This is a genomic window from Pontibacter amylolyticus (assembly GCF_014638845.1).
Classification (GTDB): Bacteria; Bacteroidota; Bacteroidia; order Cytophagales; family Hymenobacteraceae; genus Pontibacter; species Pontibacter amylolyticus.
This window is the reverse complement of the sequence record NZ_BMFP01000001.1, coordinates 333,337-359,718: the sequence shown is the minus strand read 5'-3', so window position 1 is coordinate 359,718 and position 26,382 is coordinate 333,337. Positions and strand designations below refer to the sequence as shown.

19 protein-coding genes are annotated in these 26,382 nt (G+C 51.8%); 10 read left to right on the top strand and 9 right to left on the bottom strand.

Translation table 11 applies throughout. The annotated features are described in order from the left end of the window. Positions 1-318: 318 nt before the first annotated feature. Together IEV97_RS01525 and rnk are read left to right on the top strand one after the other, a co-directional pair. The gene (locus tag IEV97_RS01525; protein WP_188499740.1) at positions 319-1,875 is read left to right on the top strand and encodes an FMN-binding glutamate synthase family protein; all 1,557 of its coding nucleotides are present in this window, start codon (positions 319-321) and stop codon (positions 1,873-1,875) included. 1 nt (position 1,876) lies between these two features. Further along, entirely contained in the window at positions 1,877-2,287 is a 411-nt protein-coding gene (gene rnk / locus IEV97_RS01520; protein WP_188499739.1) for a nucleoside diphosphate kinase regulator, read from the top strand. Positions 2,288-2,412: 125 nt separating this feature from the next. Here rnk and IEV97_RS01515 read toward each other — a convergent pair whose 3' ends face one another. From IEV97_RS01515 to IEV97_RS01505, 3 genes are all read right to left on the bottom strand, one after another. Next, the gene (locus tag IEV97_RS01515) at positions 2,413-2,574 is read right to left on the bottom strand and encodes a hypothetical protein (RefSeq protein WP_188499738.1); all 162 of its coding nucleotides are present in this window, start codon (positions 2,572-2,574) and stop codon (positions 2,413-2,415) included. A gap of 157 nt (positions 2,575-2,731) precedes the next feature. Then, positions 2,732-6,118 carry a methylmalonyl-CoA mutase family protein gene (locus IEV97_RS01510; RefSeq protein WP_188499737.1) on the bottom strand — a complete coding sequence of 1,129 codons (3,387 nt, stop codon included), beginning with the start codon at positions 6,116-6,118 and terminating at the stop codon, positions 2,732-2,734. Positions 6,119-6,335: 217 nt separating this feature from the next. Continuing rightward, a complete protein-coding gene (locus IEV97_RS01505) occupies positions 6,336-7,016 on the bottom strand; it encodes a helix-turn-helix transcriptional regulator (protein ID WP_188499736.1) in 681 nt (226 codons plus the stop codon). 308 nt (positions 7,017-7,324) lie between these two features. Between IEV97_RS01505 and lepA the strand changes: the two genes are divergently transcribed. The 5 genes from lepA (at position 7,325) to IEV97_RS01480 (ending at position 14,131) form a co-directional block, all read left to right on the top strand. Next, positions 7,325-9,109 (top strand): translation elongation factor 4, encoded by a 1,785-nt coding sequence (lepA, locus tag IEV97_RS01500; protein ID WP_188499735.1) that lies wholly within the window; start codon positions 7,325-7,327, stop codon positions 9,107-9,109. A gap of 167 nt (positions 9,110-9,276) precedes the next feature. After that, entirely contained in the window at positions 9,277-9,777 is a 501-nt protein-coding gene (locus tag IEV97_RS01495) for a class IV adenylate cyclase (RefSeq protein WP_188499734.1), read from the top strand. A gap of 36 nt (positions 9,778-9,813) precedes the next feature. After that, positions 9,814-10,695, top strand: a complete 882-nt coding sequence (locus IEV97_RS01490) for a bifunctional 5,10-methylenetetrahydrofolate dehydrogenase/5,10-methenyltetrahydrofolate cyclohydrolase (protein WP_188499733.1) — start codon at positions 9,814-9,816, stop codon at positions 10,693-10,695. 852 nt (positions 10,696-11,547) lie between these two features. Further along, positions 11,548-12,201 carry a 7-carboxy-7-deazaguanine synthase QueE gene (locus IEV97_RS01485; RefSeq protein WP_188500364.1) on the top strand — a complete coding sequence of 218 codons (654 nt, stop codon included), beginning with the start codon at positions 11,548-11,550 and terminating at the stop codon, positions 12,199-12,201. 4 nt (positions 12,202-12,205) lie between these two features. Then, positions 12,206-14,131, top strand: a complete 1,926-nt coding sequence (locus IEV97_RS01480) for an OmpA family protein (protein WP_188499732.1) — start codon at positions 12,206-12,208, stop codon at positions 14,129-14,131. A gap of 653 nt (positions 14,132-14,784) precedes the next feature. Here the strand turns inward: IEV97_RS01480 and IEV97_RS01475 are convergent. The 3 genes from IEV97_RS01475 to IEV97_RS01465 form a co-directional block, all read right to left on the bottom strand. Next, a complete protein-coding gene (locus IEV97_RS01475) occupies positions 14,785-16,071 on the bottom strand; it encodes a citrate synthase (RefSeq protein WP_188499731.1) in 1,287 nt (428 codons plus the stop codon). 206 nt (positions 16,072-16,277) lie between these two features. Then, positions 16,278-16,601 carry a hypothetical protein gene (locus tag IEV97_RS01470; RefSeq protein ID WP_188499730.1) on the bottom strand — a complete coding sequence of 108 codons (324 nt, stop codon included), beginning with the start codon at positions 16,599-16,601 and terminating at the stop codon, positions 16,278-16,280. 56 nt (positions 16,602-16,657) lie between these two features. Beyond that, positions 16,658-17,119 (bottom strand): hypothetical protein, encoded by a 462-nt coding sequence (locus IEV97_RS01465; protein ID WP_188499729.1) that lies wholly within the window; start codon positions 17,117-17,119, stop codon positions 16,658-16,660. A gap of 525 nt (positions 17,120-17,644) precedes the next feature. Here IEV97_RS01465 and IEV97_RS01460 point away from each other — a divergent pair. The 3 genes from IEV97_RS01460 to IEV97_RS01450 all read left to right on the top strand — a co-directional run bounded on the left by IEV97_RS01460 (position 17,645) and on the right by IEV97_RS01450 (position 22,642). Next, positions 17,645-19,573, top strand: coding sequence for a PrkA family serine protein kinase (locus IEV97_RS01460; RefSeq protein ID WP_188499728.1), 1,929 nt, complete (start codon positions 17,645-17,647; stop codon positions 19,571-19,573). Between the two features lie 178 nt (positions 19,574-19,751). Further along, the gene (locus IEV97_RS01455; RefSeq protein ID WP_188499727.1) at positions 19,752-21,011 is read left to right on the top strand and encodes a YeaH/YhbH family protein; all 1,260 of its coding nucleotides are present in this window, start codon (positions 19,752-19,754) and stop codon (positions 21,009-21,011) included. 116 nt (positions 21,012-21,127) lie between these two features. Next, positions 21,128-22,642 (top strand): SpoVR family protein, encoded by a 1,515-nt coding sequence (locus IEV97_RS01450; protein ID WP_188499726.1) that lies wholly within the window; start codon positions 21,128-21,130, stop codon positions 22,640-22,642. 140 nt (positions 22,643-22,782) lie between these two features. Here the strand turns inward: IEV97_RS01450 and IEV97_RS01445 are convergent, their stop codons facing one another. From IEV97_RS01445 to IEV97_RS01435, 3 genes are all read right to left on the bottom strand, one after another. Continuing rightward, on the bottom strand, positions 22,783-23,511 hold the full coding sequence (locus IEV97_RS01445; protein ID WP_188499725.1) for a fasciclin domain-containing protein: 729 nt from the start codon (positions 23,509-23,511) through the stop codon (positions 22,783-22,785). Between the two features lie 394 nt (positions 23,512-23,905). Continuing rightward, complete coding sequence (locus IEV97_RS01440; RefSeq protein ID WP_188499724.1) at positions 23,906-25,135, bottom strand: cysteine desulfurase-like protein; 1,230 nt, start codon at positions 25,133-25,135, stop codon at positions 23,906-23,908. 35 nt (positions 25,136-25,170) lie between these two features. After that, the gene (locus tag IEV97_RS01435) at positions 25,171-25,638 is read right to left on the bottom strand and encodes a MaoC family dehydratase (protein ID WP_188499723.1); all 468 of its coding nucleotides are present in this window, start codon (positions 25,636-25,638) and stop codon (positions 25,171-25,173) included. Between the last annotated feature and the right edge of the window lie 744 nt (positions 25,639-26,382).

Here is a 26,382-nt window from a genome sequence, read left to right as displayed (position 1 = left end):
TTAGTGGCTGTTTTTTGTGTTTTCTCCTTTTCTTTCCGCTAACTTTGCAGTATTAATCATAAAGATTATGAGGCCATCTGGCAAATACCTTTCTTCCTGGCTTGCTATACCTGCTTCGGGTCTTGTAGCGGCTTCGCATCATGTGGCAATGTGTGATGAGTTGAACGGCTATTGCCTTTACTTTTTTTCCTCCCCCAAGGCCTTTAACAAGTAAGCCAGAGCTTACAGCTCTGGCATCCCGCAAACATAACTGGCAATTACAGATTTCCGGTTTAACAATTTCCCTTTATTTCACTCATTTTCTTTGAATTTTTTAACATGGCAAGTAAAGTCAGTGTCAGGCGATCCATGGGATATGCCTTTCTATCAGCTTATCTGATTACCTTGTTTTTATCGGTGTTCGAACGGCAGTATTTGTGGCTGTTCGTGGCCATTGTACCACTACACCTGCTATACCTGGCTAACGTCCGACAGGGCAGGCATTCTATTCTGCGCAACTACCCGCTGGTAGGGTACCTGCGTTACTTCTTTGAGAGCATCCGCCCCGAAATCCGGCAGTATTTCTTTGAGTCCGACCTGGATGGAAAGCCTTTCAGCCGCAGGCAGCGCTCTATTGTGTACCAGCGCGCCAAAAACGTGCGCGAAACGGTGCCATTCGGGATGCAGGCCAACAGCCAGGAGGCCGGTTTCGAGTGGATCGCCCATACCATGTTCCCAGCGCATGTGCAGGCACAGGACCTGCGCGTGACGGTAGGGGGCAGTCGCTGCAAGCAGCCGTACAGCGCCTCGATTTATAACATTTCGGCCATGAGCTACGGCTCATTGAGTAAAACCGCCGTGACCGCCCTGAGTGCCGGTGCCAAACTGGGCGGCTTTGCACACAATACCGGCGAGGGTGGCGTGAGCCCCTTCCACATAGAGGGGGGCGGCGACCTGATCTGGCAAATAGGGACAGGCTACTTCGGCTGCCGCGACAAAGACGGCAAATTCTCTGAAAAACTGTTCCAGGAGCAGGTGGCTCATCCGCACATCAAGATGGTGGAAATTAAGTTGTCGCAGGGTGCCAAGCCCGGGCACGGCGGAATACTGCCTGCCGCTAAAAATACGCCTGAGATTGCAGCCATACGCAAGGTGGAGCCTTATACAACGGTGGCTTCTCCGCCAGCGCACTCTGCTTTCAGCGACCAGTTTACCATGTTGCTCTTCATCGAGCAATTGCGTGTGCTGTCAGAGGGCAAACCTATTGGCATAAAGCTCTGTATAGGAAATAAGCAGGAGTTTGAGCTCCTGTGCATGGAGATGAAGCACAACCGCATCTACCCGGACTTCATCACGATCGACGGAGCCGAGGGTGGCACCGGCGCAGCACCGCTGGAGTTTACCGACAGCCTGGGCATGCCGCTTTACGATGCGCTGGCCTACGTGCAGCACATGCTGGAAGTGTACGGGCTGCGCGACGAGATCAAGTTGATCGCGGCGGGCAAGATCATTACAGGGGTGGATATTATCAAGGCTATCTCATTGGGAGCCGACATTTGTTACAGCGCGCGCGGCATGATGTTCGCGCTGGGCTGTATACAGGCGTTGCAGTGCGACTCCGGTCGCTGCCCGGTAGGTATAGCCACGCAGGACAAGAACCTGTACCAGGGGCTGGACGTAGCTGATAAGCGGGTGCGTGTGGCCAACTTCCACGGCAATACCATTAAGTCTACCATCGAGGTGATGGAGGCCTGTGGATTTGCCTCGCTGGATGGCATTACACCTGACAAAATATTCAGACGAGTGGAGCAGGGCCAGACGAAGAGCTTCCGGGATATTTATTTTCCGAAACAGTCTTCATCCAGTCCTATCAGCAAAAATTACGTACTAAACTGATATGGAAAATGTGATCTATCTTACGGAGCAGGACTACAAGCGCCTGATCGAACTGGTGCAGCAGCAACGGCAGGGGCCAGGTATGCAGGCGAACATTGCCAAGCTGGGAGAGGAACTGAAGCGGGCCAAAAGAGTCGCTTCGGATGAGATTCCGGCCGAGGTGGTGACCATGAACTCCAGTGTGTTGCTGCGGGACATGAAGAGCGGCAATGAAATGGAAATCACGTTGGTATACCCGAAGGACGCCGATGTAAATGCCCGAAAGATTTCGATCCTGGCACCGGTAGGCACCGCTATCATCGGCTGCAAAGCAGGCGATGAGGTGGAATGGCCAGTTCCCTCCGGCACCATCAACTATAAGATAGAGAAAGTAACTTTCCAACCGGAGGCATCCGGCAATTTCGCACTATAAGCGTCAGCTTATTACATGGCAAAAAGCCAGTTCGCAACCTGACAAGGTATAGCGGACTGGCTTTTTGTTATTTAACGGTTAGAGCTGAACTCTACCTTTTATAGGCGATTTATACCTGTTCCTAATTAGGCGTAATTGCTGACGTCTTCGTCCCAAAGATCAAAATTAATGTCATCTTCTTCGATCCGGGTGCTGAGGTATACATAAGTGGCCAGGCCTAGAAACAGGAGGGCGGAGCCTACCAGTACAAAAGGGAAGTCTTCTAAGTCTTTGTTTTTTGTTTTCATAAACGCGCTGCTTGTATGTTGTTCTATAATACCTTGCTAAGCGGCAATTTGTTGTCAAGTTGCTCGCTGTCAGCCGGTATAAAAAAGAAGGCCGGGTAATTTCCCGGCCTTCCATTTCATTAACGCCAGCAGGAGCGGGCATCTTATAATTTAGTGCTTACATATTTCTGCGGTACTGTCCGCCTACCTCGAACAGGGCATTTGTGATCTGGCCCAGCGAGCAGTACTTCACGGCTTCCATCATCTCCTCGAAGATGTTGCTGTTGGCAATGGCCACTTGCTGGAGGCGCTTCAGCATCTCAGGCGTTTTGTCAGCGTTGCGCTGTTGCAGAGTCTGCAGCATGGCGATCTGGTATTGCTTTTCTTCTTCCGTCGCCCGGATAACCTCTGTCGGAAGCACAGTAGGGGAGCCGGTAGAAGAAAGGAACGTGTTCACGCCAATGATCGGGTACTCGCCCGTATGCTTCAGCGTCTCGTAGTACAGGCTTTCCTCCTGGATCTTGCCCCGCTGGTACATGGTTTCCATCGCTCCCAACACACCGCCACGCTCCGTAATGCGGTCGAACTCCAACAGAACGGCCTCTTCTACCAGGTCCGTCAGCTCCTCGATGATGAAAGAGCCCTGCAGCGGGTTCTCGTTTTTGGCCAGTCCCAACTCCCGGTTGATGATCAACTGAATGGCCATCGCGCGACGAACAGAAGCCTCCGTTGGCGTCGTGATCGCTTCGTCGTAAGCATTTGTGTGCAGCGAGTTGCAGTTGTCGTAGATCGCGTACAAGGCCTGCAGCGTGGTGCGGATGTCGTTGAAATCGATCTCCTGGGCGTGCAGCGAACGGCCGGACGTCTGGATGTGGTACTTCAGCATCTGCGAGCGGGCATCGGCACCATACTTATGCTTCATAGCCTTCGCCCAGATACGGCGGGCCACACGGCCGATCACGGCATACTCTGGATCGATGCCGTTGGAGAAGAAGAAGCTCAGGTTCGGCGCAAACTTGTTGATGTCCATGCCGCGGCTCACATAATACTCCACAAACGTGAAGCCGTTTGCCAGCGTGAAAGCCAGCTGTGAGATCGGGTTAGCACCGGCCTCTGCAATGTGATAACCTGAAATGGACACCGAGTAGAAGTTGCGCACGTTCTTGTCGATGAAGTAGGCCTGTACGTCACCCATCAAACGCAGTGAGAACTCTGTGGAGAAGATGCACGTGTTCTGCGCCTGGTCTTCTTTCAAAATGTCGGCCTGCACCGTGCCGCGCACTGCTGCCAGCGTGCGGGTTTTGATTGGCTCGTATACCTCGGCCGGCAACACCTGGTCGCCGGTCACGCCGAGGAGCATCAAACCCAGGCCGTCGTTGCCCTGCGGAAGCTCACCTTGGTAGCGCGGACGCTCTATACCTTTCTCTTTATAAATAGCGTCAATCTTCTGGTTGATTTCCTCTTCCAGACCGTTCTCCTTGATGTATAGTTCGCACTGCTGGTCGATGGCGGCATTCATAAAGAAGCCGGTCAGGATCGCTGCCGGACCGTTGATGGTCATCGAAACAGACGTCATCGGGTCGGCCAGATTAAAGCCGGAGTACAGTTTTTTGGCGTCGTCCAGGCAGCAGATGCTTACACCGGAGTTACCGATCTTGCCGTAAATATCCGGTCTGAAATCCGGGTCTTCGCCGTAAAGCGTCACCGAGTCGAAGGCCGTAGAAAGACGCTTGGCTGGCATACCCAGGCTCACGTAGTGGAAACGACGATTCGTACGCTCTGGTCCGCCTTCGCCGGCAAACATCCGGGTTGGGTCTTCGCCTTCGCGCTTGAACGGGAACACACCCGCCGTATAAGGGAACTCACCCGGCACGTTCTCCTGCAGGTTCCACTTCAATAGGTCACCCCAGGCTTCGTAGCGCGGTGTTGATACCTTCGGGATCTGTAGGTGCGAGAGCGACTCGGTATGTGTCTTTATCTTCAGTTCTTTGTCACGTACCTTGAACACGTAGAACTCGTTTTTGTAGGCCTGTACTTTTTCTTTCCAGTTCTCCAGGATCTTCTTGTTCTGTCCGTCCAGGCTCAGTTCCACCTCGGTATAAGCCTGCTCGAGCTGCTTGATCAAACGATCTTTGTCTTCCACCTCAATTCCTTGCACCGCCTCGATTGACTTCTTGATGCCGAAGAGTTTCTGTGCCACTTCTGCCTGGTCTTTCGTCCACTTGTCGTAGTTGCGGATGGTCTCGGAGATCTCAGACAGATAACGGGTGCGGGCAGGAGGAATGATGTATACCTTCTCAGACATCTCCTTGGAAGTCTGCAGGTTGGAGTCAAATGCTATACCTGTTTTCTCCGACAGCTTGGCCATCACGGCACGGTAAAGCTGGTTCATGCCCGGGTCGTTGAACTGCGAGGCGATGGTGCCGAACACCGGAATCTCCTCGTCGTTCACGTCCCACAGCTGGTGGTTGCGTTTGTATTGCTTTTTCACATCACGCAGGGCGTCGAGGGCACCGCGTTTGTCGAATTTGTTCAGGGCGATCACATCGGCAAAATCGAGCATGTCGATCTTCTCGAGCTGCGTGGCGGCACCGTACTCCGGCGTCATCACATACAAACTCATATCCGAGTGCTCGATGATCTCAGTATCAGACTGGCCTATACCGGATGTCTCGAGGATGATCATGTCGAAGTCAGCGGCCTTTACGATATCCACCGCATCCTGCACATACTTACTCAGAGCCAGGTTGCTTTGGCGCGTGGCCAGGGAGCGCATGTATACTCTTTCGTTAGAGATTGAGTTCATGCGGATGCGGTCACCCAACAGGGCACCACCTGTTTTGCGTTTGGATGGGTCCACCGAAATGATGGCGATTTTTTTCTCAGGGAAATCAATTAAAAAGCGGCGCACCAGCTCATCCACCAAAGAAGATTTACCGGCACCACCCGTACCGGTTATACCCAGCACCGGCGTTTGCACTTCTTTGGCCTGCTCTCTCACCTCGTTCAGGATGCTGCGGGCTTCTTCCGGGAAGTTCTCGGCCGCGGATATCAGGCGGGCAATGGATTTGGGGTCCTTGTCACGCAGGTGTTTGGCTTCTCCGTTCAGGTCTTTGCCTGTCGGGAAGTCGCATTTCTCCAGCATGTCGTTGATCATGCCCTGCAGACCCATGGCGCGACCATCGTCCGGGGAGTAGATGCGGGCAACGCCGTACTCGTGCAGTTCCTCGATCTCAGTCGGGAGAATAACCCCACCGCCTCCGCCAAAAATGCGAATATGGCCACAGCCGCGCTCGTTGAGCAGGTCGTACATGTATTTGAAATACTCCAGGTGTCCGCCCTGGTAAGAGGTGATGGCGATGGCTTGCGCATCTTCCTGTACGGCGCAGTCCACGATTTCCTGCACGGAGCGGTTGTGGCCCAGGTGAATCACTTCGGCGCCCGACGCCTGAATGATGCGGCGCATGATGTTAATGGAAGCATCGTGCCCATCGAACAGCGAGGCTGCCGTCACGATACGGATATGGTTGACGGGCTTATATGGCTCTAATTTAGTAACTTGCATATTTTACTAACAGGGATTTTTCAATTTTGATGCGAATATAGTCATTTTCGTGCAGGATTGACAGGGTTGAGGCTGTACAGAAAGTCCAGACCGGTATTCGCTTCAACGGAAGGAAAAGGAATACAGTTATTGGCTCTTATGGGCCTTATCGCCAATAGAGACCTGCCCCGAGCATGTGCGTTGTCCGGTTTTTAGTGAAACCTACCATCTGTTCGGGCTATATCAGATCGAAGGCGCGCGCATATTGGGCCAGTTCGTATGATGAAGAGGCGTTTAGTTTGGCTTTGATGTTGCGACGGTGAGTTTCGACGGTAGAGGTGGCAATGTATAGCTCCTCTGCAATCTCAGAAGAACTCTTGCCCAGCGCAGTCAGCTTCAGGATGTCCCGCTCGCGGCCGGACAATTGGGAGAAGGTAGCGAAGTTCTTTCGGAGGAAAATATTTTCCTCCAGCAGTTTGCCCACCTTGGGCGTTACGTGGTGGTCCGGGTCCACAGGTATAGACACCGTGATGGACATCAGGGGGGTGCCTTCTTCGTCACGCATAAAAATTTTGGAGCTGCTTAAATGCCACACATAGTCCTGTTCCGGTAGCAGCCGCACCTGCTGGAAGTAGGTGACATACTCATTAATATCGTTTCGCTTGATCAGCCCCAATAGCTTGGGAACATAGTATTCAGCATCTTCGGGGTTAAAGTATCTTTTGTGGTAATCCAGGCCCATCGCCTTTATTTCGTCCTGGGTAGTTCCTAGAGCTCTTGCTCCCCTTTCAGATATGTACTCGACCAGTCCGCTGTCAAGCCAGTGGATGATGACTACCCCCGGTATTTCTTCGTTTAGCGCCTGTACTTCCTTTATTTTCTCTTTTACGCTCTCATGGATGCTGTTACTACCGGTCATAACATTGCTTTATTTTGATATATATAGACTTTTACAATATATGGCGTTGTTGAGATGAATGCAAGTGCAGCACGCGTCGCTGAAAAGAAATTTATGCGCTTTAGGAGATGATTGTAGCTGTGGGAGGCAGACTGCATCCTGCAGTCGGGCGCTGAAAAACGGGTTAAGGGATGAGAACTGAGGTGGTGAGCAAGAGGGGGATATGCTTTGTTTGCCGCCGCATAGAACAGATTTAGTTCGTGCCGCCTGCACATAATTGAGATAAATTGACAGGAATATTATTAACTTTGTTCTCGTATTAAACTTATATGAAGAACATTCGCAATTTCTGCATCATCGCCCACATCGACCACGGTAAAAGTACCCTGGCTGACCGCCTGTTAGAGTTTACCTCGACGGTGGCAGAGCGTGAAATGCAAAACCAGCTGCTCGACAACATGGACCTGGAGCGTGAGCGCGGCATCACCATCAAGAGCCACGCCATCCAGATGAACTACCGTTACAAGGGAGAAGACTATGTGCTGAACCTGATCGACACACCAGGCCACGTCGACTTTTCCTATGAAGTGTCCCGTTCCATTGCTGCCTGCGAGGGTGCGCTGCTGATCGTGGACTCTTCGCAAGGTATAGAGGCGCAGACGATCTCAAACCTATACCTGGCCATCGGCTCCGACCTGGAGATCATCCCGGTGCTGAACAAGATCGACCTGCCGCATGCCATGCCGGAGGAGGTAAGCGACCAGATCATCGACCTGATCGGCTGTGACAAGGAAGACATTATCCTGGCTTCCGGCAAGTCCGGCATTGGAATAGAAAATATCCTGAACGCGATCTGCGATCGCATTCCCGCCCCGAAAGGAGACCCTGCCGCACCATTGCAGGCCCTGATCTTCGACTCGGTTTTCAACTCCTACAGGGGCATTGAGGTATACTTCCGAATTTATAACGGCACACTCAGGAAAGGGGAGAAGGTAAAGTTCATCAACACCGGCAAGACTTACGAAGCAGACGAGATCGGAGTATTGAAACTGAACCAGGAACCTCGCCAGGAAATGGCTGCCGGCAACGTGGGCTACCTGATCTCTGGCATCAAGAATGCAAAAGAGGTAAAAGTAGGCGATACGATCACGCACGTCGACCGTCCCGCGTTAGGTATACAAGGCTTCGAAGACGTGAAACCGATGGTTTTTGCCGGTATCTACCCGGTAGAGACAAGCGAGTACGAAGAGCTGCGTGCATCCATGGAGAAGCTGCAGCTAAACGATGCCTCGCTGGTATGGGAGCCGGAAACATCCGCCGCCCTTGGTTTTGGTTTCCGTTGCGGCTTCCTCGGTATGCTGCACATGGAGATCGTGCAGGAGCGTCTGGAGCGCGAGTTCGACATGACGGTAATCACCACGGTTCCGTCCGTGCAGTTCCACGCTTATTCTACCAAGGGTGAGCTACTGAAAGTGAACGCCCCTTCCGAAATGCCGGAGCCGAACTACATCGACCGCATCGAGGAGCCGTTCATCAAGGCGCAGATCATCTCGAAGGCAGAGTACGTGGGCCCGATCATCACGCTTTGTATGGACAAGCGCGGTGTTCTGAAGAACCAGACCTACCTGACCAGCGACCGCGTGGAGCTCTCGTTTGAAATGCCGCTCGCTGAGATCGTATTTGACTTCTTTGATAAACTGAAGACCATTTCCAGAGGTTACGCCTCACTTGACTACGAACTGATTGGCTTCCGCCAGTCGAACATGGTGAAGCTGGACGTAATGCTGAATGGCGAGAAAGTGGATGCCCTGAGTGCCATCGTGCACCGTGACAAGGCCTACGACTGGGGCAAGCGCCTTTGCGAAAAGCTGCGTGAGCTGCTGCCGCGCCAGATGTTCGAGATCGCCATTCAGGCGGCTATCGGTCAGAAGATCATCGCCCGCGAAACGGTGAAGGCCCTTCGCAAAAACGTATTGGCCAAGTGCTACGGCGGTGACATTTCGCGTAAACGCAAGCTCCTCGAGAAACAGAAGAAAGGAAAGAAACGCATGCGACAGGTAGGCAACGTGGAGATTCCGCAGGAAGCCTTCTTAGCTGTGCTCAAACTCGACTAACCATGCCAAGCCCCGACGTGCCCCCGCACGCCGGGGCTTATCGCTTATACTTCCTTGACAAAGGAAGCTTTTGACGAAGGGCAAAAGACTTAAGTGTAGATAATCTTTCCTTTGTCCTTTGTCCCACAGTCCTTTGTCAAATTATCTAATTAGAATCTGCCGACCGCTTGTACGCTGACATCTCCATAAAAGCCCACTGTGCCTCTCCATCTGAGGCGGAGAGCACGTTGTTGCAACACAAGGCAGACTATGTAGGCCTTGACATGCAGACAGACACTTTTTATGAAACCGAGCTAGGTAAGCTCAAGCACCGGCAGGGCAATATTGAAAATGTGCAGATGCACTACAAGCGGGAGATCAGTGGAGGGATGCAAAAGACCGAAGTACTGCTCTACCTGAAAAATCCCAGCCCGGCCACTGTTGCGCAAATTTGCGATGGCAAACAGATATTGGCACAGGTAAAGAAACTTCGCAAGATCTTCTTTATTGATAATGTCAAGTTTCACATAGACCACCTGGAAGGGTCAGGGCATTTTATAGAGATCGAAGCCATAGACCTGGAGGGTTCGCTAGGTATAAATGTGCTGCGACAACAATGCAGTTACTACAAAGAGCTGCTTCAGCTCGCCGATGAAGACCTGATTAACGACTCATATGTCGACTTATAACTCAGAACAATTAACACTTAACTTTCAATAAAAATCATGATTCTGCTCGACGGTAAAAAAACATCCGAAGCCATTCAGCAAGAGATTGCTGCTGAAGTTGCCGAAATAAAGGCTAATGGAGGCAAGGTGCCGCACCTGGCGGCCATACTGGTAGGCAATGACGGTGGTTCTGTCACGTACGTGAACAACAAGGTACTGGCCTGCGACCGTGTTGGTTTCGGCTCTACGCTGGTGCGCTACAACGACGATGTGACCGAGGAAGAATTGCTTGGCAAGATTCAGGAACTGAACGAGAGCGAAGAAGTAGACGGCTTTATCGTGCAGTTGCCGCTGCCAAAGCACATTAACACGCAGAAGGTGCTGGAAGCGGTAGATCCGAAGAAAGACGTGGATGGTTTCCATCCGGCTAACGTTGGCCGTATGGTGGCCGGCCTGACTTCTTTCCTGCCTGCCACTCCGTATGGCATCCTGCAACTGATCGAGCGCTACGGCATTGAAACGAGCGGTAGACATTGTGTGGTGATCGGCCGCAGCAACATTGTGGGCTCGCCTATGAGCATCCTGATGGCCAAGGCTGCCTATCCGGGCAATGCTACGGTGACCCTCTGCCACCGCAACACCTACGATCTGGCCTACCACACCCGACAGGCGGATATCATCATCGCCGCTGTAGGTATACCTGGTTTGATAACGGCCGACATGGTCAAAGAAGGTGCTGTGGTGATCGACGTAGGAACCACCCGCGTTCCGGACCCTACCCGCAAATCAGGCTACAGACTGCGCGGCGACGTAGATTTTGACAATGTGGCTCCAAAGTGCAGTTACATCACGCCGGTTCCAGGCGGTGTTGGTCCGCTGACCATTGCCATGCTACTGAAAAACACGCTGAGAGCGGCGAGGAAAGAGGTATACGCGTAAAGTATCTCTTGCGAAATACTTTTATAAAAGACCCCTGCACCTCCAAAACGGGCAGGGGTCTTTTTATAGAGTCAGATCGGCTGTTCCCTGCCTCTGATCATAATGCGTTCTGCTCTGTGGAGGCTTTCAATTGTTCATAAGGCTGTTTTGGATATATCTGCCGCTGAAATAAAACAGAGAGTGCCCGTGCCTAATTGTGCCGGGTCTCCAGGCTGGCATAGGCAAATGGAGAAGTAGGCAAGCTGAGCGCTCCCTGAGTGCTCTTTCGGACATCCGTGTCCGAAAGTAGTTCTGCTGGGGGCATCCTTGTCCCCGTATACCTTCTAACAACAGAGGCTAGCTGGGAACAAGCTCAAAGGCTCTTTCGGATTTATCAATCCGAAAGCAAACGGTAGGGGATTTCTTAATCCCCGTATACCTGCTGACCCACACACGGGGATGTGGACATCCCCTACAGCTGGCTTTCGGACAAGGATGTCCGAAAGAGCCTAAATAGAATAACCTTTTGAAAACGTAATCGCCTGTAGGGACAGGTCGCGACCTGTCCGCACATCTTGTGATCGGGACTGCAAATGACCGCACTGTATTTTTACCACATGCGATTCGTGATGTACCCACCTGCTAATTCCTGATTACGTTTCGTACAAGTCGCGACCTGTTCCTACAACGGCCTGATTACAGAAGTTTATGTTCCAGTCAGGTATAGCGGAACATAAGTTGATCTCTACCTTGTTGCATTTTTAACTAACTTTGCAAGTTCGGTGACGCTTATACTCTTTAGAGGTACAGCCGGGCCTTAATTTAATGAAGGTCTATACCTGGTTGATCAGGTATGGCCGATGGAATACAGAATTGGAAACGACAAAAGCATACAAGACTGCCTCGATTCATACAGTGCCCAAAGATGGCAGTGAACTTCCCTTGATGGAGGCTTTTTATACCATCCAGGGGGAGGGTGGCAACACTGGCACGGCCGCTTATTTTATCAGGCTGGGAGGCTGCGATGTGGGCTGCCACTGGTGCGATGTGAAAGAGAGTTGGGACGCTGAACAGCATCCGCTCACGCCTGTACAGGAGATCGTAGATACCGCCAGAACCTTTCCGGGTAAAACCGTCGTAGTGACAGGAGGCGAGCCTTTGCTCTACAACCTCAACCCGCTGACAGCCGGATTGCAGGACGCAGGTATACGCACCATGATCGAAACTTCCGGGGCTTACCCGCTGAGCGGTCACTGGGATTGGGTGTGTTTGTCTCCTAAAAAATTCAAGGCACCAGATGCTTCTGTCTATCCTTTTGCAGATGAGCTAAAAGTCATTATATTTAACAAATCGGATTTTGCGTGGGCAGAAGAGCATGCGGAAAGGGTAGGGGCCAGCTGTAAGCTATACCTGCAGCCAGAGTGGAGCAAAGCCGGGCAACTGATGCCGTATATTGTCGAATACGTTAAAAACAACCCCCAATGGCGTGTGTCCTTACAGACGCACAAGTACATGGATATTCCGTAAAGCTATGCTTAAGCCGCTGCTTCTTCTGACTCTGATTACCCTTAGTATAGCAACCACTGGCCTGGCACAGGACAGACCAGCCTCCAATTCCAGAAAAGCAGTAACCCTCTACTACAAAGCCGAAGAAGCAGCCCAGGCACGTGATTTTAACAAGGCACTCACCTACCTGGATGAGGCCATTGAGCGTGACCCCAAGTATGCTGACGCTTACCTGAAAATCGCTAGCCTGCACCGGGCCATGGGCAACAAGCCGGAGGTGTTTGAAAATCTGCAGAAAGGTCTGACCCTCAAGCCTTTTAATGCCGGTCTGATGAACAGCTATTTCGATTTGGCTGACCTGTACTTTGAGCGGGGCGACTACGAGAACGCCCGCAAAAACTTTGAGCTTTTCCTGCGCGGCAAACCCCGGAATGGCCGCATGACAGACTTCGCCCGTCAGCAGATCCAGTCCGCTGAGTTTGCTGCCGAGGCCATGAAGAAACCAGTGAGCTTCAACCCGGTCAGGCTTCCCGGCAACGTCAACCGATTTGAACTGCAATACTTTCCATCCACCACTGCCGACCAGCGTAACCTGATCTTCACCGCACGTGCCGGCCATCGGCCTGACCAGGACGAAAATATCTTCGTCAGCCAGTACCGCGACAAACAATGGAGTCCGCCAAACTCCATCTCGCCCTCCATCAACACGACTGCCAACGAAGGAGCCGCTACCATTTCCGGAGACGGCAAGACCATTGTGTTCACTTCCTGCAACCGCTCCGACAGCCAGGGCGATTGCGATCTGTACATTTCGTTCAGGAGCGGGGATGAGTGGAGCAAACCAAAGAACATGGGTACGGTCGTGAACTCCAAAGCATGGGACTCACAGCCAAGCCTTTCTGCTGACGGCCGCACCCTGTACTTCACCTCCACACGGCCGGGAGGTATAGGCAAAGAAGACATCTGGGTAACCCGGCTGAATGAAGACGGCTCGTGGCAGAAGCCCGAGAACATGGGCGAGCCTGTGAACTCCAAAGGCCGTGACATGGCACCCTTCATTCACGTAAGTGGGAGCACACTTTACTTTGTGAGTGACGGGCACCTGGGCATGGGTGGTCTCGACGTGTTTATGACCACGCAGGACAACAAAAGCAAATGGAGCGACCCCGAAAACATGGGCTACCCGCTTAACACGCATGCCGATGAAGGCTCACTCTTTATCACGGCCGATAATAAAAAAGGCTACTACTCCCGCCAAGAAATGACGGAAGCTGGTGCCGCCACCATTCAACTGTACGAATTGGACGTGCCGGAAAACTGGCGCAGTAAAGTAACCAGCACCTATGCCCAGGGCCGCGTTTTCCATGCCGATACCAAGAAGCCGATTGCTGCGGTGGTGCAGCTCTACGACGTAAGCGCCGACTCGCTAGTGCAGCAGGTGAACTCCGACAAGGTATCGGGTGAGTATACCATCGTGCTTTCCGAAGGGCAGCAGTACGCACTCTACGTGTCAGCGCCTGGTTTCCTGATGAACAGCCTGAGCTTTGACTATACCTCCCGCAAGTCGCTTGACCCTGTGGCGCTCGACGTATACCTGAAGCCAGTCAAATCCGGAGCAGCCATTGTGCTCAACAACCTGTTTTTCGACACGGGGCAGTATAAGCTGGAGCGTAAATCGAAAACGGAATTAGATAAGCTCATCACCTTCATGCAGCAGAATCCTTCCATTAGGATCGAAATTTCGGGCCATACCGATGATGTCGGTTCTGACGCTGACAACAAGGTGCTCTCCGAGCGTCGCGCCCGTTCCGTAGCCGACTACCTGCGCAGCAACAAAGTGCCCAAAGAGCGCATCACCTCTGTCGGCCACGGTGAAAGCCGCCCAGTGAAGCCAAATTCCTCAGAAGAAAATCGCAGCCAGAACCGTCGCATTGAAATGCGGGTGTTATAGGAGGGAAGCTGGTGAGAACGCGCGCTGGTACTCTGAATTCCTAACAGGGTACCGCGACATTCACTTTTAAATTTGCTGGAGTAGCCACTTATAAGGTATAGCGTTATCGGGAATTAAATCCATCCCAGTCTTTCCCTTTTATCAAGGGTCCCTACCCTAAGAACAGGGGAAGGAGTGGTGCCTGATTGTCACCCACTGCCCTCCCTTTAAAGGGGGACTTTTGGCCTTTACTAGTTCACAGATTTAAGTCCTGTGGCACCTGTCGCAGACCGCTGGCAGGTAAAGGAGGCTAACTCGCACGGAAGCTATGAAACAAATAGCTGTGCCCGGTGCACCGATGACGATTTTGTGTCTGAGCGGTCAGCGAGTTTAAAATCGTCTTGATTTTTTTGCTTACTTTTTTCATCAAGGAAAAAAGTAAGGCCCGCCCGGCCAGGGCAAGCTACAAAGCAATGCAGGTTGCTATACCTGCAACAGCACTTGCCACAAAGCAAAGCAGGCTATACCTATACCTGGGCCAGAGGCCCAACCATAGCAAACACGAGCGAGGACGCTCGCGCCATAAAATGAAAACCACATCAGGGGCTGCTGAAAACAAAAAACGGCCCGCTGCAAAGTAGCAGCGGGCCGTTTTCTTATAAATCTAGACAATATTATCTCTTCTCGATTTCTACGTAGTTACGCTCTGTTTCGCCAGTGTAGATCTGACGCGGACGGCCGATTGGCTCTTTCTGCTCACGCATTTCTTTCCACTGTGCGATCCAACCTGGTAGACGGCCGAGGGCGAACATTACCGTAAACATGTCGGTTGGGATGCCGAGTGCGCGGTAGATAATCCCTGAGTAGAAGTCTACGTTCGGGTACAGCTTACGCTCTACGAAATACGGATCGTTCAGCGCTGCTTCCTCCAGTTCCATCGCGATGGTCAGGATCGGGTCATTGATGCCAAGGGCAGTCAAAACTTCGTCAGCGGCCTTCTTGATGATGCGGGCACGTGGGTCGAAGTTCTTGTAAACACGGTGACCGAAGCCCATCAGGCGGAACGGATCGTCCTTGTCTTTTGCTTTGGCAATGAATTTCTTCGAGTCGCCACCATCCGCTTTGATCTGCTCCAGCATTTCGATTACGGCCTGGTTGGCACCACCGTGCAGCGGACCCCACAGGGCGCTGATGCCGGCAGATACAGAAGAATAAAGGCTGGCGTTGGCAGAACCTACCAGACGCACAGTAGACGTAGAGCAGTTTTGCTCGTGGTCGGCGTGAAGGATAAGCAGTTTGTTGATCGCATCTACTACCACCGGGTTGATCTCGTAGTCTTCCGTAGGGAAGGCGAACATCATGTGGAGGAAGTTAGAGCAATAGTCCAGCTTGTTTTTAGGGTAGTTTACCGGATGCCCTACTGAGTTTTTGTAAGACCAGGCAGCAATGGTTGAGATCTTGGCCATCAAACGAATGATAGACAGGTCCATCTCTTCTTTTGACTGGTTTGGATTAAGCGACTCCGGATAAAAAGCAGTCAGGGAACTGATCATGGCAGAAAGGATACCCATCGGGTGTGCCGTTGACGGGAAGCCGTCCAGAATCTTGCGCATGTCCTCGTTCACGAGCGTATGCATTTTGATCTTACCACTGAATTCCTCCAGTTCCTGCGCGGTTGGCAGTGCGCCGTAGATCAGCAGGTAAGCTACTTCAATGAAGTTCGACTTTTCAGCCAGTTGCTCGATCGGGTAACCTCTGTAGTGCAGAATGCCTTGCTCTCCGTCCAGGAAAGTGATGGCACTTTTGGTGGCACCCGTATTTTTATAACCGGAGTCCAGGGTGATGTAGCCTGACTCCGAGCGCAAAGTAGCTATATCAATTGCTTTCTCATTCTCGGTACCAGTTACAACCGGGAACTTGTAGGACTTCCCCTCTAAAATTATTTCAGCGTGTTCTGACATGCCTGTATTTTTTATATGTCCGTGAATTGTCTCTTAACGAAGCGAAATTATAGAAAAATGTATTTAAAACGAAATGGTTTGGGGCTATATATGGTAAATTAACAATGTTTTAACCCGCTTATCAGTCCGTCCATTGTATAAACGACAATCTGTCAAAATGTTTCAATATATTATGCTGTGTCTTGTACTTATCCGGCTCCCGGTGCTCACCAGGGAGAAGCGTTGTCATCGGCCTCAGACGACGCGTCCCCAAATCCATGTCTCGGGGTAAAGGGAGTGCCTTTGCCCTCCAGGTGGTTCTGCATATCCAGGTGCAGCTTGATGCGGTCCAGCTTAATGAATTCATCCCAAAGTTCCTGGTCACTAGCCGACATGCGGTTGATCAGGTCGGTTAGTTGCAGCCCATCTTCCGATTTCTGAAGATCCCGGATATAGGGATCGGAGTCGACCATGCCCTGTATTTTTATCCGGAAGTAGGTGTTCAGTTCCAGGTACCTGTCTTCATCCCAGTATTCCATTTCCTGCGCCATAATCTGCTTCGTTTATCATTTATACTCATTCCTGTGCATAAGGCTACATTCATCTGTCAAAATCCATCCAATCCCCGGTCCGGGTCCGGGTCGTCGGGCTGCACGCCGGGCGGGTTGAAAAGGCCCCAGCGGTCCACGGCGTAGTTCCAGGCGTCAAACGTTTTCACCCATTCCACAAACAGCAGGCGGTACTCCTCCAGCGCGTCCCTGATCAGGTGCAGGTAGTGGATGTGCTCGAATCCAAACATGGTCAGCGTGTTGCAGTGATTCTGCAGGTCGCGGGCTGCCTTGCGAATCAGGGTGGCGCATTCCATCCGGATGTCATACAGGTCGCCGCCCTCTGCACCGGCCACTTTTACACTCAGCATGGCCGCATCTTCCAGCATGAAAGCCTTGCTGCCGGAGAGCCGGTGGTCCTCTTCAGGTATAAGATCCGCGATCTTGACGGTGAGCTCATAGATCTCACGACCCTTCTGGAAAATCGGCATCTGGCGCGGGTTGAAGTTATCTTCTTGCATGTCTGTGTGTTGAGTCAGTATTGCCATACCTACAACAACAGGTATAGGGATAGACAATTTTGTACAAAATACGTATAGATGTGAAGTTATAAAATATTGCCGATTTTGAATCTAAAATACAAGTGCTCTGTTCTGCAAATAAAGAGAGGCACAAACCCGGCTACAGAAGTATAAAATCTACGTATAGCATAACATAGGGCACAGGGGACAGCCAATTTTGTCGCCGAGCCACTCTTCCCCTGTTCCGGGCAATGGAAAGCAGCGCCCTGCTTCATGTGTACGCGTACACATTTCCTGCCCGCATACCTGTCCGTGAGCGTACAGCCTCAGAACCAACCAAGGGCCTGGCCATGGCACGGTATCAGACAAGCAAGCATAGCGGCATTCCTTGCATAGAAGGCGTGCAGACCATAAAATAACTCAAATGATGACACATTCAACCGACAGGCAGTAAACGGGCTATCCATCACGAAGGCACTGCTTATTGCTCCCAGGTTTTAAAATGATTCTCTAAAAATACGCCCAATGAATATTTTAGAAAAGATCAAGACCAATTACAGTGCCTCCACGAACGAGATGACAGTAGCTGCCTATCTTGAGGAGTGTCGGAAAGACCCGAAGATGTACGCCAAGCCCGCCGAGCGCATCCTTGATGCCATCGGGGAGCCGGAGATGCTCGACACGCGCCAGGACCCTAAACTGAGCCGCATTTTCTCCAACAAGAAAATCAAGATTTACCCCGCCTTCCGCGATTTCTACGGCATGGAAAGCACCATCGAGCAGATCGTGTCCTACTTCCGCCACTCGGCGCAGGGGCTGGAGGAAAAGAAGCAGATCCTATACCTGATGGGGCCTGTGGGAGGCGGCAAAAGCTCCCTCGCCGAGAAACTGAAGCACCTGATGCAGCAGAACCCGATCTATGTGCTCAAAGCCGACGACCAGATCAGTCCGGTGTTCGAGAGTCCGCTGGGGCTGTTTGCCGACTATGCCGAAGAGCTGGAAGAGGAGTACGCTATACCTGCCCGCTACATACCCGGCTGCATGAGCCCCTGGGCATCTAAGCGGCTGCGTGAGTTTGACGGTGACATCAACCGTTTCAAGGTGGTGCGGCTTTTCCCGTCCATCCAGGAGCAGATCGCGATTTCCAAGACCGAGCCTGGCGACGAAAACAACCAGGATATTTCTACCCTGGTGGGCAAAGTCGACATCCGCAAGCTGGCCGATTACCAGCAGAGCGATCCGGACGCCTACTCGTATACCGGTGGTCTGTGCCTCGCCAACCAGGGTTTGCTGGAGTTCGTGGAGATGTTCAAGGCCCCGATCAAGGTGCTGAACCCGCTGCTCACCGCCACCCAGGAAAAGAACTACAAAGGCACCGAGCCGATCGGCGCTATACCTTTCGACGGCATTATTCTGGCGCACTCCAACGAGTCGGAGTGGGCAAAATTCCTCAACGACAAAAAGAACGAAGCCTTCCTCGACCGTATTTACAAAGTGCAGGTGCCTTACTGCCTGCGCGTGAGCGAAGAGATCAAGATTTACGAAAAGCTCATCCGCGAAAGCTCCCTGAAAGAAGCGCCCTGCGCCCCGAAGACCATCGAGTTGCTGGCTGAGTTTTCGGTGATGTCGCGCCTGAAGGAGCCGGAGAATTCCAGCATCTACTCCAAGATGCGGGTATACAACGGCGAGACCCTGCGCGAGACGGACCCGAACGCCAAGTCCATACAGGAGTACCGCGACGATGCAGGTATAAACGAGGGCATGCAGGGTATATCGACCCGCTTCGCCTTCAAGATTCTTTCCAAGGTTTTCAACTTCGACAGCGAGGAGATTGCCGCTAACCCGGTGCACCTGCTGTATGTGCTGGAGCAGGAAGTGATTAAGATGATGCTGCCGCCTGAAACCGAAACCAAATACCTGCACCTGATCAAGTCGGTGCTGGCCAGCAAGTATGCCGAGTTCATTTCCGACGAGATCCAGAAGGCCTACATCGAATCCTACAGCTCCTACGGCCAGAACATCTTCGAGAAGTATGTGGTATACGCCGACCACTGGATGCAGAACAACGATTACCGCGACCCGGACTCCGGGGAGATCTTCGATCGCAGCATTTTGAACGAGGAACTGGAGAAGATCGAGAAGCCGGCCGGCATCGCCAACCCGAAAGACTTCCGCTCCGAGGTGACCAACTTCTTCCTGCGCTTTAAGGCCAATCATGGCGGACAAAGCCCACGTTGGGATTCCTATGAAAAGATCAAAAACGTGATCGAGAAGAAGATCTTCACCAACACCGAAGACCTGTTGCCAGTTGTTTCCTTCAACGTGAAAACCAACGAGGAAGACGAGAAGAAGCACCGTGACTTCACCCGCCGCATGCGCGACCGCGGCTACACCGACAAGCAGATCCGCATCCTGGTAGATTGGTTCATGCGCGTAAGAAAAACAATGGCGTGATTTTGATGGAGTGAATTAGTGATGGAGTGGATGAGTGATGTCACATTGGAGAGTTGTTAATTATTAATCTCAACAATTTAACCATCAACAATTTAACAATTCACTAACTCACTCATTCACTCAATAAAAATAACTCACTCATTCGCTCAATCACTCCATCACTCAATCACTAACTCAAATGAGCCACATCATCGACAGACGGAAGAACGACAAGGGGAAGTCCACCGGGAACCGGCAGAAGTTTCTGAAGCGGGTGGAGAGCCAGATCAAGAAGGCTATACCTGACATCATTTCGCAGGAGAGCATCAAGGACAGCAGTACCGGTGGTAGTGTGAAGGTGCCTGTGCGCGGACTCGATGAACCTACTTTTCACCACGACCCCAAAACCGGCAAGAAGCAAAGTGTGAGGCCCGGCAACGACAAGTTTAGCGAGGGCGACCGCGTGCCCAAACCCAAAGGGGGAGGAGGCGGCGGCGGACGGGGCAAGGGCTCCAACAGTCCGGAGGTGACCGAGGATGAGTTTACCGTGGTGCTGTCGCGGGAGGAGTTTCTGAAGTACTTTTTTGACGACCTGGCGCTGCCCAACATGGTGAAGAAACTGATGGACAGCACTGATAATTTTGAGATGCGACGAGCCGGTTATACCCGCGACAGCGTTCCTTCCCGCCTCAACATCAAGACCAGCTACCAACAGTCGCTTGGGCGTCGACTGGCCCTCAAGGGCGTACTGGACAAGAAGTTGGCGCTACTGGAGGAGCAGCTGTCGCTGGCGACCGACCCGCAGCTGAAAAGCACGCTCACCGAGGAAGTGGAAAAGGTTAGGCGACAGGCGAGCACCCTTCCTTTCTTCGAGGACATTGACCTGCGCTACAACAATTTTGAGCGGGTGCCTATACCTGTCACTTCGGCCGTGATGTTCTGCATCATGGACGTATCGGCCTCGATGGGTCAACATGAGAAAGACGTAGCCAAGCGCTTTTTCACGCTGCTCTACATCTTCCTGACCCGGCAGTACAAGAACGTGGAGCTGGTCTTTATCCGGCACCATACCGAAGCCAAGGAAGTGTCTGAAGAAGAGTTTTTCAATTCCAGAGAAAGTGGCGGTACGGTGGTGGCGCCCTCGCTCAAGCTGATGGAGCAGATCATGCGCACCCGCTACGACGAGAACTGGAACGTGTACTGCTGCCAGGCCTCCGACGGTGACGTGTGGTCGAAGCAGGACGCGACCGAATGCAAGCAGCTTTTGCTGGAGAATATCCTGCCCGCTATTCAGTACATGGCCTATCTTGAGATCAGCAACAGTCCGCGCGAAAGTGACCTGTGGCAGGCCTACAACCGCATCAGTGACGACGACTCTTTCTCGATCAGGCAGGTATACGAGCCTTTCGAGATCTGGCCTGTTTTCCAGGGACTGTTCAGGAAGCGAAGCGTGGCTTAAAACGTATCAAGTATCACGTAGCAAGTAGCACGATGCCTTCAAAACATCCTTTTTCAAGCCATTCCCTCAAGCTAAGTCTTGCTACGTGATACCTAATACTTGATACCCAAAAAAATATGACTGACAAAGAAAAATACCGGGCGATGTTTTGTGATCCGAACTGGGATTATGAAACGCTGCAGGCGGCGGATGAGGTGATCAGCCGGATCGGGCAGGAATATCTGAAGCTGAAAATATACCCGAACCAGATCGAGGTCGTGACTTCGGAGCAGATGCTCGATGCCTATGCGCTCACCGGCCTGCCTACCTCGTACCCGCACTGGAAATTCGGGAAGGACTTCGTGCTCAACCAGAGCAACTACAGCAAGGGCCGCATGGGGCTTTCGTACGAACTGGTGATTAACTCCAATCCCTGCATCAGCTACAACATGGAGAACAACTCCACCTGCATGATGCTACTCGTGATCGCCCACGCCTGCCAGGGCCACAACGCCTTTTTTGCCAACAACTACATGTTCCTCGACTGGACCTCGGCCGACTCCATTGTCGACTACATGGCTTTTGCGCGGGAGTATGTGTTACGCTGCGAAGAAGAGCATGGAGAAGAGGAGGTAGAGAAGGTGTTGGATGCAGCACACGCACTCATGAACTACGGCGTCGATAAGTACAGGAAACCCTCTAAGCTGTCGGCACTGGAGGAGAACGAGCGGCTGAAGAAACTCACTTTGATCCGGCATGAAAACTACAACGAACTGTGGCGTACCCTGCCCAAAAGCACAGCCGAACTGGAAACAGGTGCTTTGGACGAAGGGCGCTTTCCCAAAGAGCCGGAAGACAACATCCTTTATTTTATTGAGAAATACGCTCCCGCTCTACCGGCCTGGAAGCGTGAACTGGTGCGCATCGTCCGCAAGGTGTCGCAATACTTTTACCCACAGGGCGCGACCAAAGTCATGAACGAGGGCTTTGCAACATTTGTGCACTACCACATCATCAACAAGATGTTCGAGGAGGGCTACCTCAACGACGGCTTCATGCTGGAGTTCATCAAGAGCCACAGCGGCGTGCTCTATCAACCAGAGTATAGCAGCAAGTTCTATTCCGGGCTCAATCCCTATACCCTGGGCTTCAATATTTTCATGGATATTAAGCGCATCTGTCAGGAGCCGACCGAAGAGGACAAGGCCTGGTTCCCGGACCTGATCGGCAAAGACTGGCTGGACCAGGTGCTGTATGTGATGGAAAACTTCCGCGACGACAGTTTTATTCTGCAGTACCTTTCCCCGAAAGTGATCCGCGACATGAAGCTTTTCACGATCATCGACAACGAAGGAGAAGCGGAGTTTGAGATCGGGGCCATCCACAACGAACGGGGCTACCGCCGGGTGCGGGAGCAGTTGGCGGCACAGTACGACCGTTCCAGCCACATCCCCAACATCCAGGTGACCCGCGTAGACCGGCACCAGACCAGCAAGCTATACCTGACGCACTACATGCAGCGGGACCGCAAACTCGAAACCAAAAGCGCCCGCCAGACCATGGCCCATCTCCGCTACCTGTGGGGCTTTCCGGTGGAGCTGCACTCTAAGAATAAGTTGGGGATCAATGAGAGTTCTTTTGAGATAAAGTAAGAGACAGAGACTATCGTCTATCCACTTTAGTAGCCCTGTTTAAGTCCTTACTTTAAATTATAAAAGCGCCGAAGGAACACTTCCTTCAGCGCTTTTATAATTCATGTCTAGCTTATTCTATCCAGCCTGACTTATTCGCCTTATAGATCGACCACAGCGGACGGCATAATGACGGAGTCGAGTACGTGAATCCTGCCGTTAGAGGCTTCCACATCCGTCTTGATCAGCTGTGCGTTCCCGACTGAGGTAATGGTGCCACTGTTATCGGTACTCACAAGGAGGTAGCTCTGGTCTGTCATCCGGATTCTTGTATTGCTTTGTAATTGCCCCGAGCCTACCTCCGAAGGCAGAATGTGTGCCTGTATCATGGCGGAAAGTACAGCGCTGTTGTCAGTTAGCAGCAGCTTGGCGAGCTTATCTTCCGGTATTTTGGCAAAGGCTTCGTTTGTTGGAGCGAAAAAAGTCATTTTATCTAAACGCTCCAGGTCGTTTTCCAGGCCGGCCTGCTCGATTAGCTTCACAAAGGTGGAGAGGTTAGGGGTTTTTCTAGCCAGTTCCATGACCGTATACTGTTCTGTATCGTCAATGTCATCAAACATGTCATCAATCGGAAAGGGGTTTTCCAGGGCCAGCGCGGTAACGGCGATCGTTCCAACCGGAACCATTGCCTTTTCTTCCACAACCAGCACATCCAATATCTGGCCTTCCTCATCGGTAGTGCTTCCTGCCATACGCTCGGTTTCACTGTATGTGGCTTCTTGTTCCATGGCAGTTGCATCTGTCGTCTCGGCAGAACTGGCGCAACCAGACAGTACAAAAGTCGATAATGTCATCACGGCAACTGGCTTCAAAATATTCTTCATCATCATAGCTTTCTGTGTTAATATTTACAAAATATAAAAATCTTTACCTGCCTTCTTTTTGATCAGGAGACAAGTCTTATAAATTTCTACTGTTTTAAAGCCATGATGTTTCAATGTTGCTACATTAAATACCACGGTGTTAAACCCTTAACTAAAAAAATCTGACTGTTTGCACGAGGATTACGTGTGTTCGAATGAAAAAACCCATGCTTGGCTAAAATATGGCAAAGCATGGGTTTTCGTTAGCAGTGTAGGGAGTTTGAGGTATAGAACCCCGTGTGTTGGAAAACTATAATTGTATAATTATAAGATAAAAGTAAGTAATTATTGTTTAGCAACCCTCATATGGCAGTATATTAGAAGCTTCGCGCCGGGGCAATTCACTTGATTTAATTGATGTTCAGTGAGTAGCCATGAATTCCTTCAGGCCTTTCTCAAAAAGCACTACTTCCTCCATCGTGTTGTAAGGAGCCAGGCCGATCCTGATCCAGCCGCCCATGGGGTTTACGCCCAGTTTGTCGGCCATGGTGGAGGCGTAGAAATGGCCGTCGGCAATGCACATATGGTAGTGTTCGGCAAACCAGCTCGTCACGTCGCGGGCTTTTATACCTGACAGCGTAAAGGCGAAGGTCGGGGTTTTGTTGGTGCCTTCAGCTGCTCGGTAAAGCTTCAGACCAGGCATCTGGCGCAGGAAACTTTCCAGCCGATCTGTGAGCTGCTGCTCGTGCTCTTCGATGCGCTGCATGCCTGATACCAGTCGTTCTCTTCGGGTATGGCCTTCGCCCAACTGTTCTATGAACGTGATGGCCCCGATCAATCCGGCAATGGCTTCGTGGTTTTGGGTGCCCGTTTCGAGCTTGTCGGGAATCTGCTGCGGTGCAGGCGCCAGTTTGTATACCTGCAGTTTCTCGAAAAGCGATGCCGCGATCACGGCGATACCAATGTGCGGACCGAAAAACTTGTAGGCAGAGCAAAACAGGATGTCGCAGCCCAGTTCCTGGAAGTCGATGGGCAGATGCGGCACGGCGTGCACGGCATCCACCACCACGATCGCATTCACCTCTTTGGCCCGCGCTATCACCCGCCTCACATCCGTCACCGTCCCTGTCACGTTCGACGACATCCCGACCGCTACCAGCTTTGTCTTCTCGGTGATCAGTTCGTCGAGTCTGTCAAGGTTTAAGGTATAAGTGTCGGGGTTCAGCTCTATAAACCGCACCTGAGCGCCTTTATCCTTGGCCAGCGTCACCCACGGATCCACGTTGGCGCGGTGGTCCATTTCGGTCACCACCACTTCGTCGCCGGAAGAGATAAAGCTGCCCAGACTGCGGGCGATGCTGAAGGCCAGCGTCGTCATGTTCTGCCCGAAAGCCACCTCCTCCGGAGCACAGTGCAGCAGGTCCGCCACCGCTTTGCGTCCTTCCAGCAGCAGGTTGTCGGTGCCCACGCTGGTCGGGAAGGCGCCGTGCAGGTTGGCCATCCCGCCAGTGATGTAAGCCAGCATCCCCTCAATGGCCTGCTTTGCCATTTGTGTACCGCCGGGTCCGTCGAAATAGATGAACGGCACTTGATCACCTGATTGCTGCAGGGCCGGGAAGGCTGCGCGAATATTTGCTGCTAAAGAACTCATAAGCTGATTGTCTGGATGACCCGCCAACGGACCGGTTAATCGTTAAAATGATACAGGAACGTCACCACGCCTGTATAAGCCGGTTTACGGCTGTTCTCGATTTCGAGGGTAACTTCGATCTGTGTTTTGGCGATTCCGCGCAGGTTTTTAACTGACAGCATTTTGGCACGCAGCCGCACCCGGCTGTTCACGGTCACGGCCTGGTTGAAGCGCAGACTTTCTATCTCGTAGTTCACCTGCATTTTCACATTCCCGATCTTCACGATCTGGCCCCACAGGTAGGGAAGCAGCGACACCGTCAGGTAGCCGTGCGCGATCGTCGACCGGAAAGGCGTCTCGATGGTCGCGCGGTTCTCGTCCAGATGAATCCACTGGTGGTCGAGGGTAGCGTCCGCGAATTTCTTGATCTGCTCCTGCGTGATGGTGTGGTAGTCCGATACACCCAGTTCTTTCCCCTGGTACGATTCCAGTTCTTCGAGGCTGTTGATGGTTAATTGACTCATGTTAGGTTTTGTGTTTGTGTTGGTGGTATAAACATACGTTTTATTCTGGAAAATTAGTTGTTTCCTATATTGAGGATAGGGGTTTTTATATGATATAAATGGTTTTTTGCCTTGCTGGCAGGTTTATACTTTCATGACTTTCATGGCGCGAGCGTCCTCGCTCGTGTTTGCTATGGTAGGGTCCTTGGCCCAGGTATAGGTATAGCTACGGCTGTTGCAGGTATAGGCACCTGAATTGTTCTATAGCTTCGCCTGTGCGGCTGGCACCTACTTTTGTCTTGACACAAAAAGTAGGCAAAAAAGTCAAGACGCTCCAAACTCGCTGAACGCTCAAACAGTGGAGCGTCGTAATGTGCACCTGGCTGAAGTGATCTGTTTCATTGCTCAGGTGCAAGTTACTATTGCTATACCTGCCAGTGGTCTGTGATACTCTCATCAGGGATTATACCTGATACAGGTAATGGCTGAAGTCCCCCTTTGAAGGGTAGGGCCGTTAAGATCTGGGTAATTCTCCCCTTGAGGACAAGTGAGAACGGGAGTTCGAAACTTGCGAGCGTAGCTCTCAGAGGGGTGTTTACGATTGTGTTAAAACAGTAATATGGCCAGCTATCAGCATTTTAGTACTGAAGCAACACCCCTATAATCCCCTCAAGGGGATAGTTTTATACAGAACTTAACAGCCCTGCCCCTTTGAAGGGGGTAGGGGGATGTCAATCATACACATGAAACTGCAGCCACAACGCC

Bases quoted from the DNA above. Each gene is read 5' to 3' on its own strand.
- IEV97_RS01525 (WP_188499740.1), top strand. From the start codon at position 319: ATGGCAAGTAAAGTCAGTGTCAGGCGATCCATGGGATATGCCTTTCTA.
- rnk (WP_188499739.1), top strand. From the start codon at position 1,877: ATGGAAAATGTGATCTATCTTACGGAGCAGGACTACAAGCGCCTGATC.
- IEV97_RS01515 (WP_188499738.1), bottom strand. From the start codon at position 2,574: ATGAAAACAAAAAACAAAGACTTAGAAGACTTCCCTTTTGTACTGGTA.
- IEV97_RS01510 (WP_188499737.1), bottom strand. From the start codon at position 6,118: ATGCAAGTTACTAAATTAGAGCCATATAAGCCCGTCAACCATATCCGT.
- IEV97_RS01505 (WP_188499736.1), bottom strand. From the start codon at position 7,016: ATGACCGGTAGTAACAGCATCCATGAGAGCGTAAAAGAGAAAATAAAG.
- lepA (WP_188499735.1), top strand. From the start codon at position 7,325: ATGAAGAACATTCGCAATTTCTGCATCATCGCCCACATCGACCACGGT.
- IEV97_RS01490 (WP_188499733.1), top strand. From the start codon at position 9,814: ATGATTCTGCTCGACGGTAAAAAAACATCCGAAGCCATTCAGCAAGAG.
- IEV97_RS01480 (WP_188499732.1), top strand. From the start codon at position 12,206: ATGCTTAAGCCGCTGCTTCTTCTGACTCTGATTACCCTTAGTATAGCA.
- IEV97_RS01475 (WP_188499731.1), bottom strand. From the start codon at position 16,071: ATGTCAGAACACGCTGAAATAATTTTAGAGGGGAAGTCCTACAAGTTC.
- IEV97_RS01470 (WP_188499730.1), bottom strand. From the start codon at position 16,601: ATGGCGCAGGAAATGGAATACTGGGATGAAGACAGGTACCTGGAACTG.
- IEV97_RS01465 (WP_188499729.1), bottom strand. From the start codon at position 17,119: ATGCAAGAAGATAACTTCAACCCGCGCCAGATGCCGATTTTCCAGAAG.
- IEV97_RS01460 (WP_188499728.1), top strand. From the start codon at position 17,645: ATGAATATTTTAGAAAAGATCAAGACCAATTACAGTGCCTCCACGAAC.
- IEV97_RS01455 (WP_188499727.1), top strand. From the start codon at position 19,752: ATGAGCCACATCATCGACAGACGGAAGAACGACAAGGGGAAGTCCACC.
- IEV97_RS01450 (WP_188499726.1), top strand. From the start codon at position 21,128: ATGACTGACAAAGAAAAATACCGGGCGATGTTTTGTGATCCGAACTGG.
- IEV97_RS01445 (WP_188499725.1), bottom strand. From the start codon at position 23,511: ATGATGATGAAGAATATTTTGAAGCCAGTTGCCGTGATGACATTATCG.
- IEV97_RS01440 (WP_188499724.1), bottom strand. From the start codon at position 25,135: ATGAGTTCTTTAGCAGCAAATATTCGCGCAGCCTTCCCGGCCCTGCAG.
- IEV97_RS01435 (WP_188499723.1), bottom strand. From the start codon at position 25,638: ATGAGTCAATTAACCATCAACAGCCTCGAAGAACTGGAATCGTACCAG.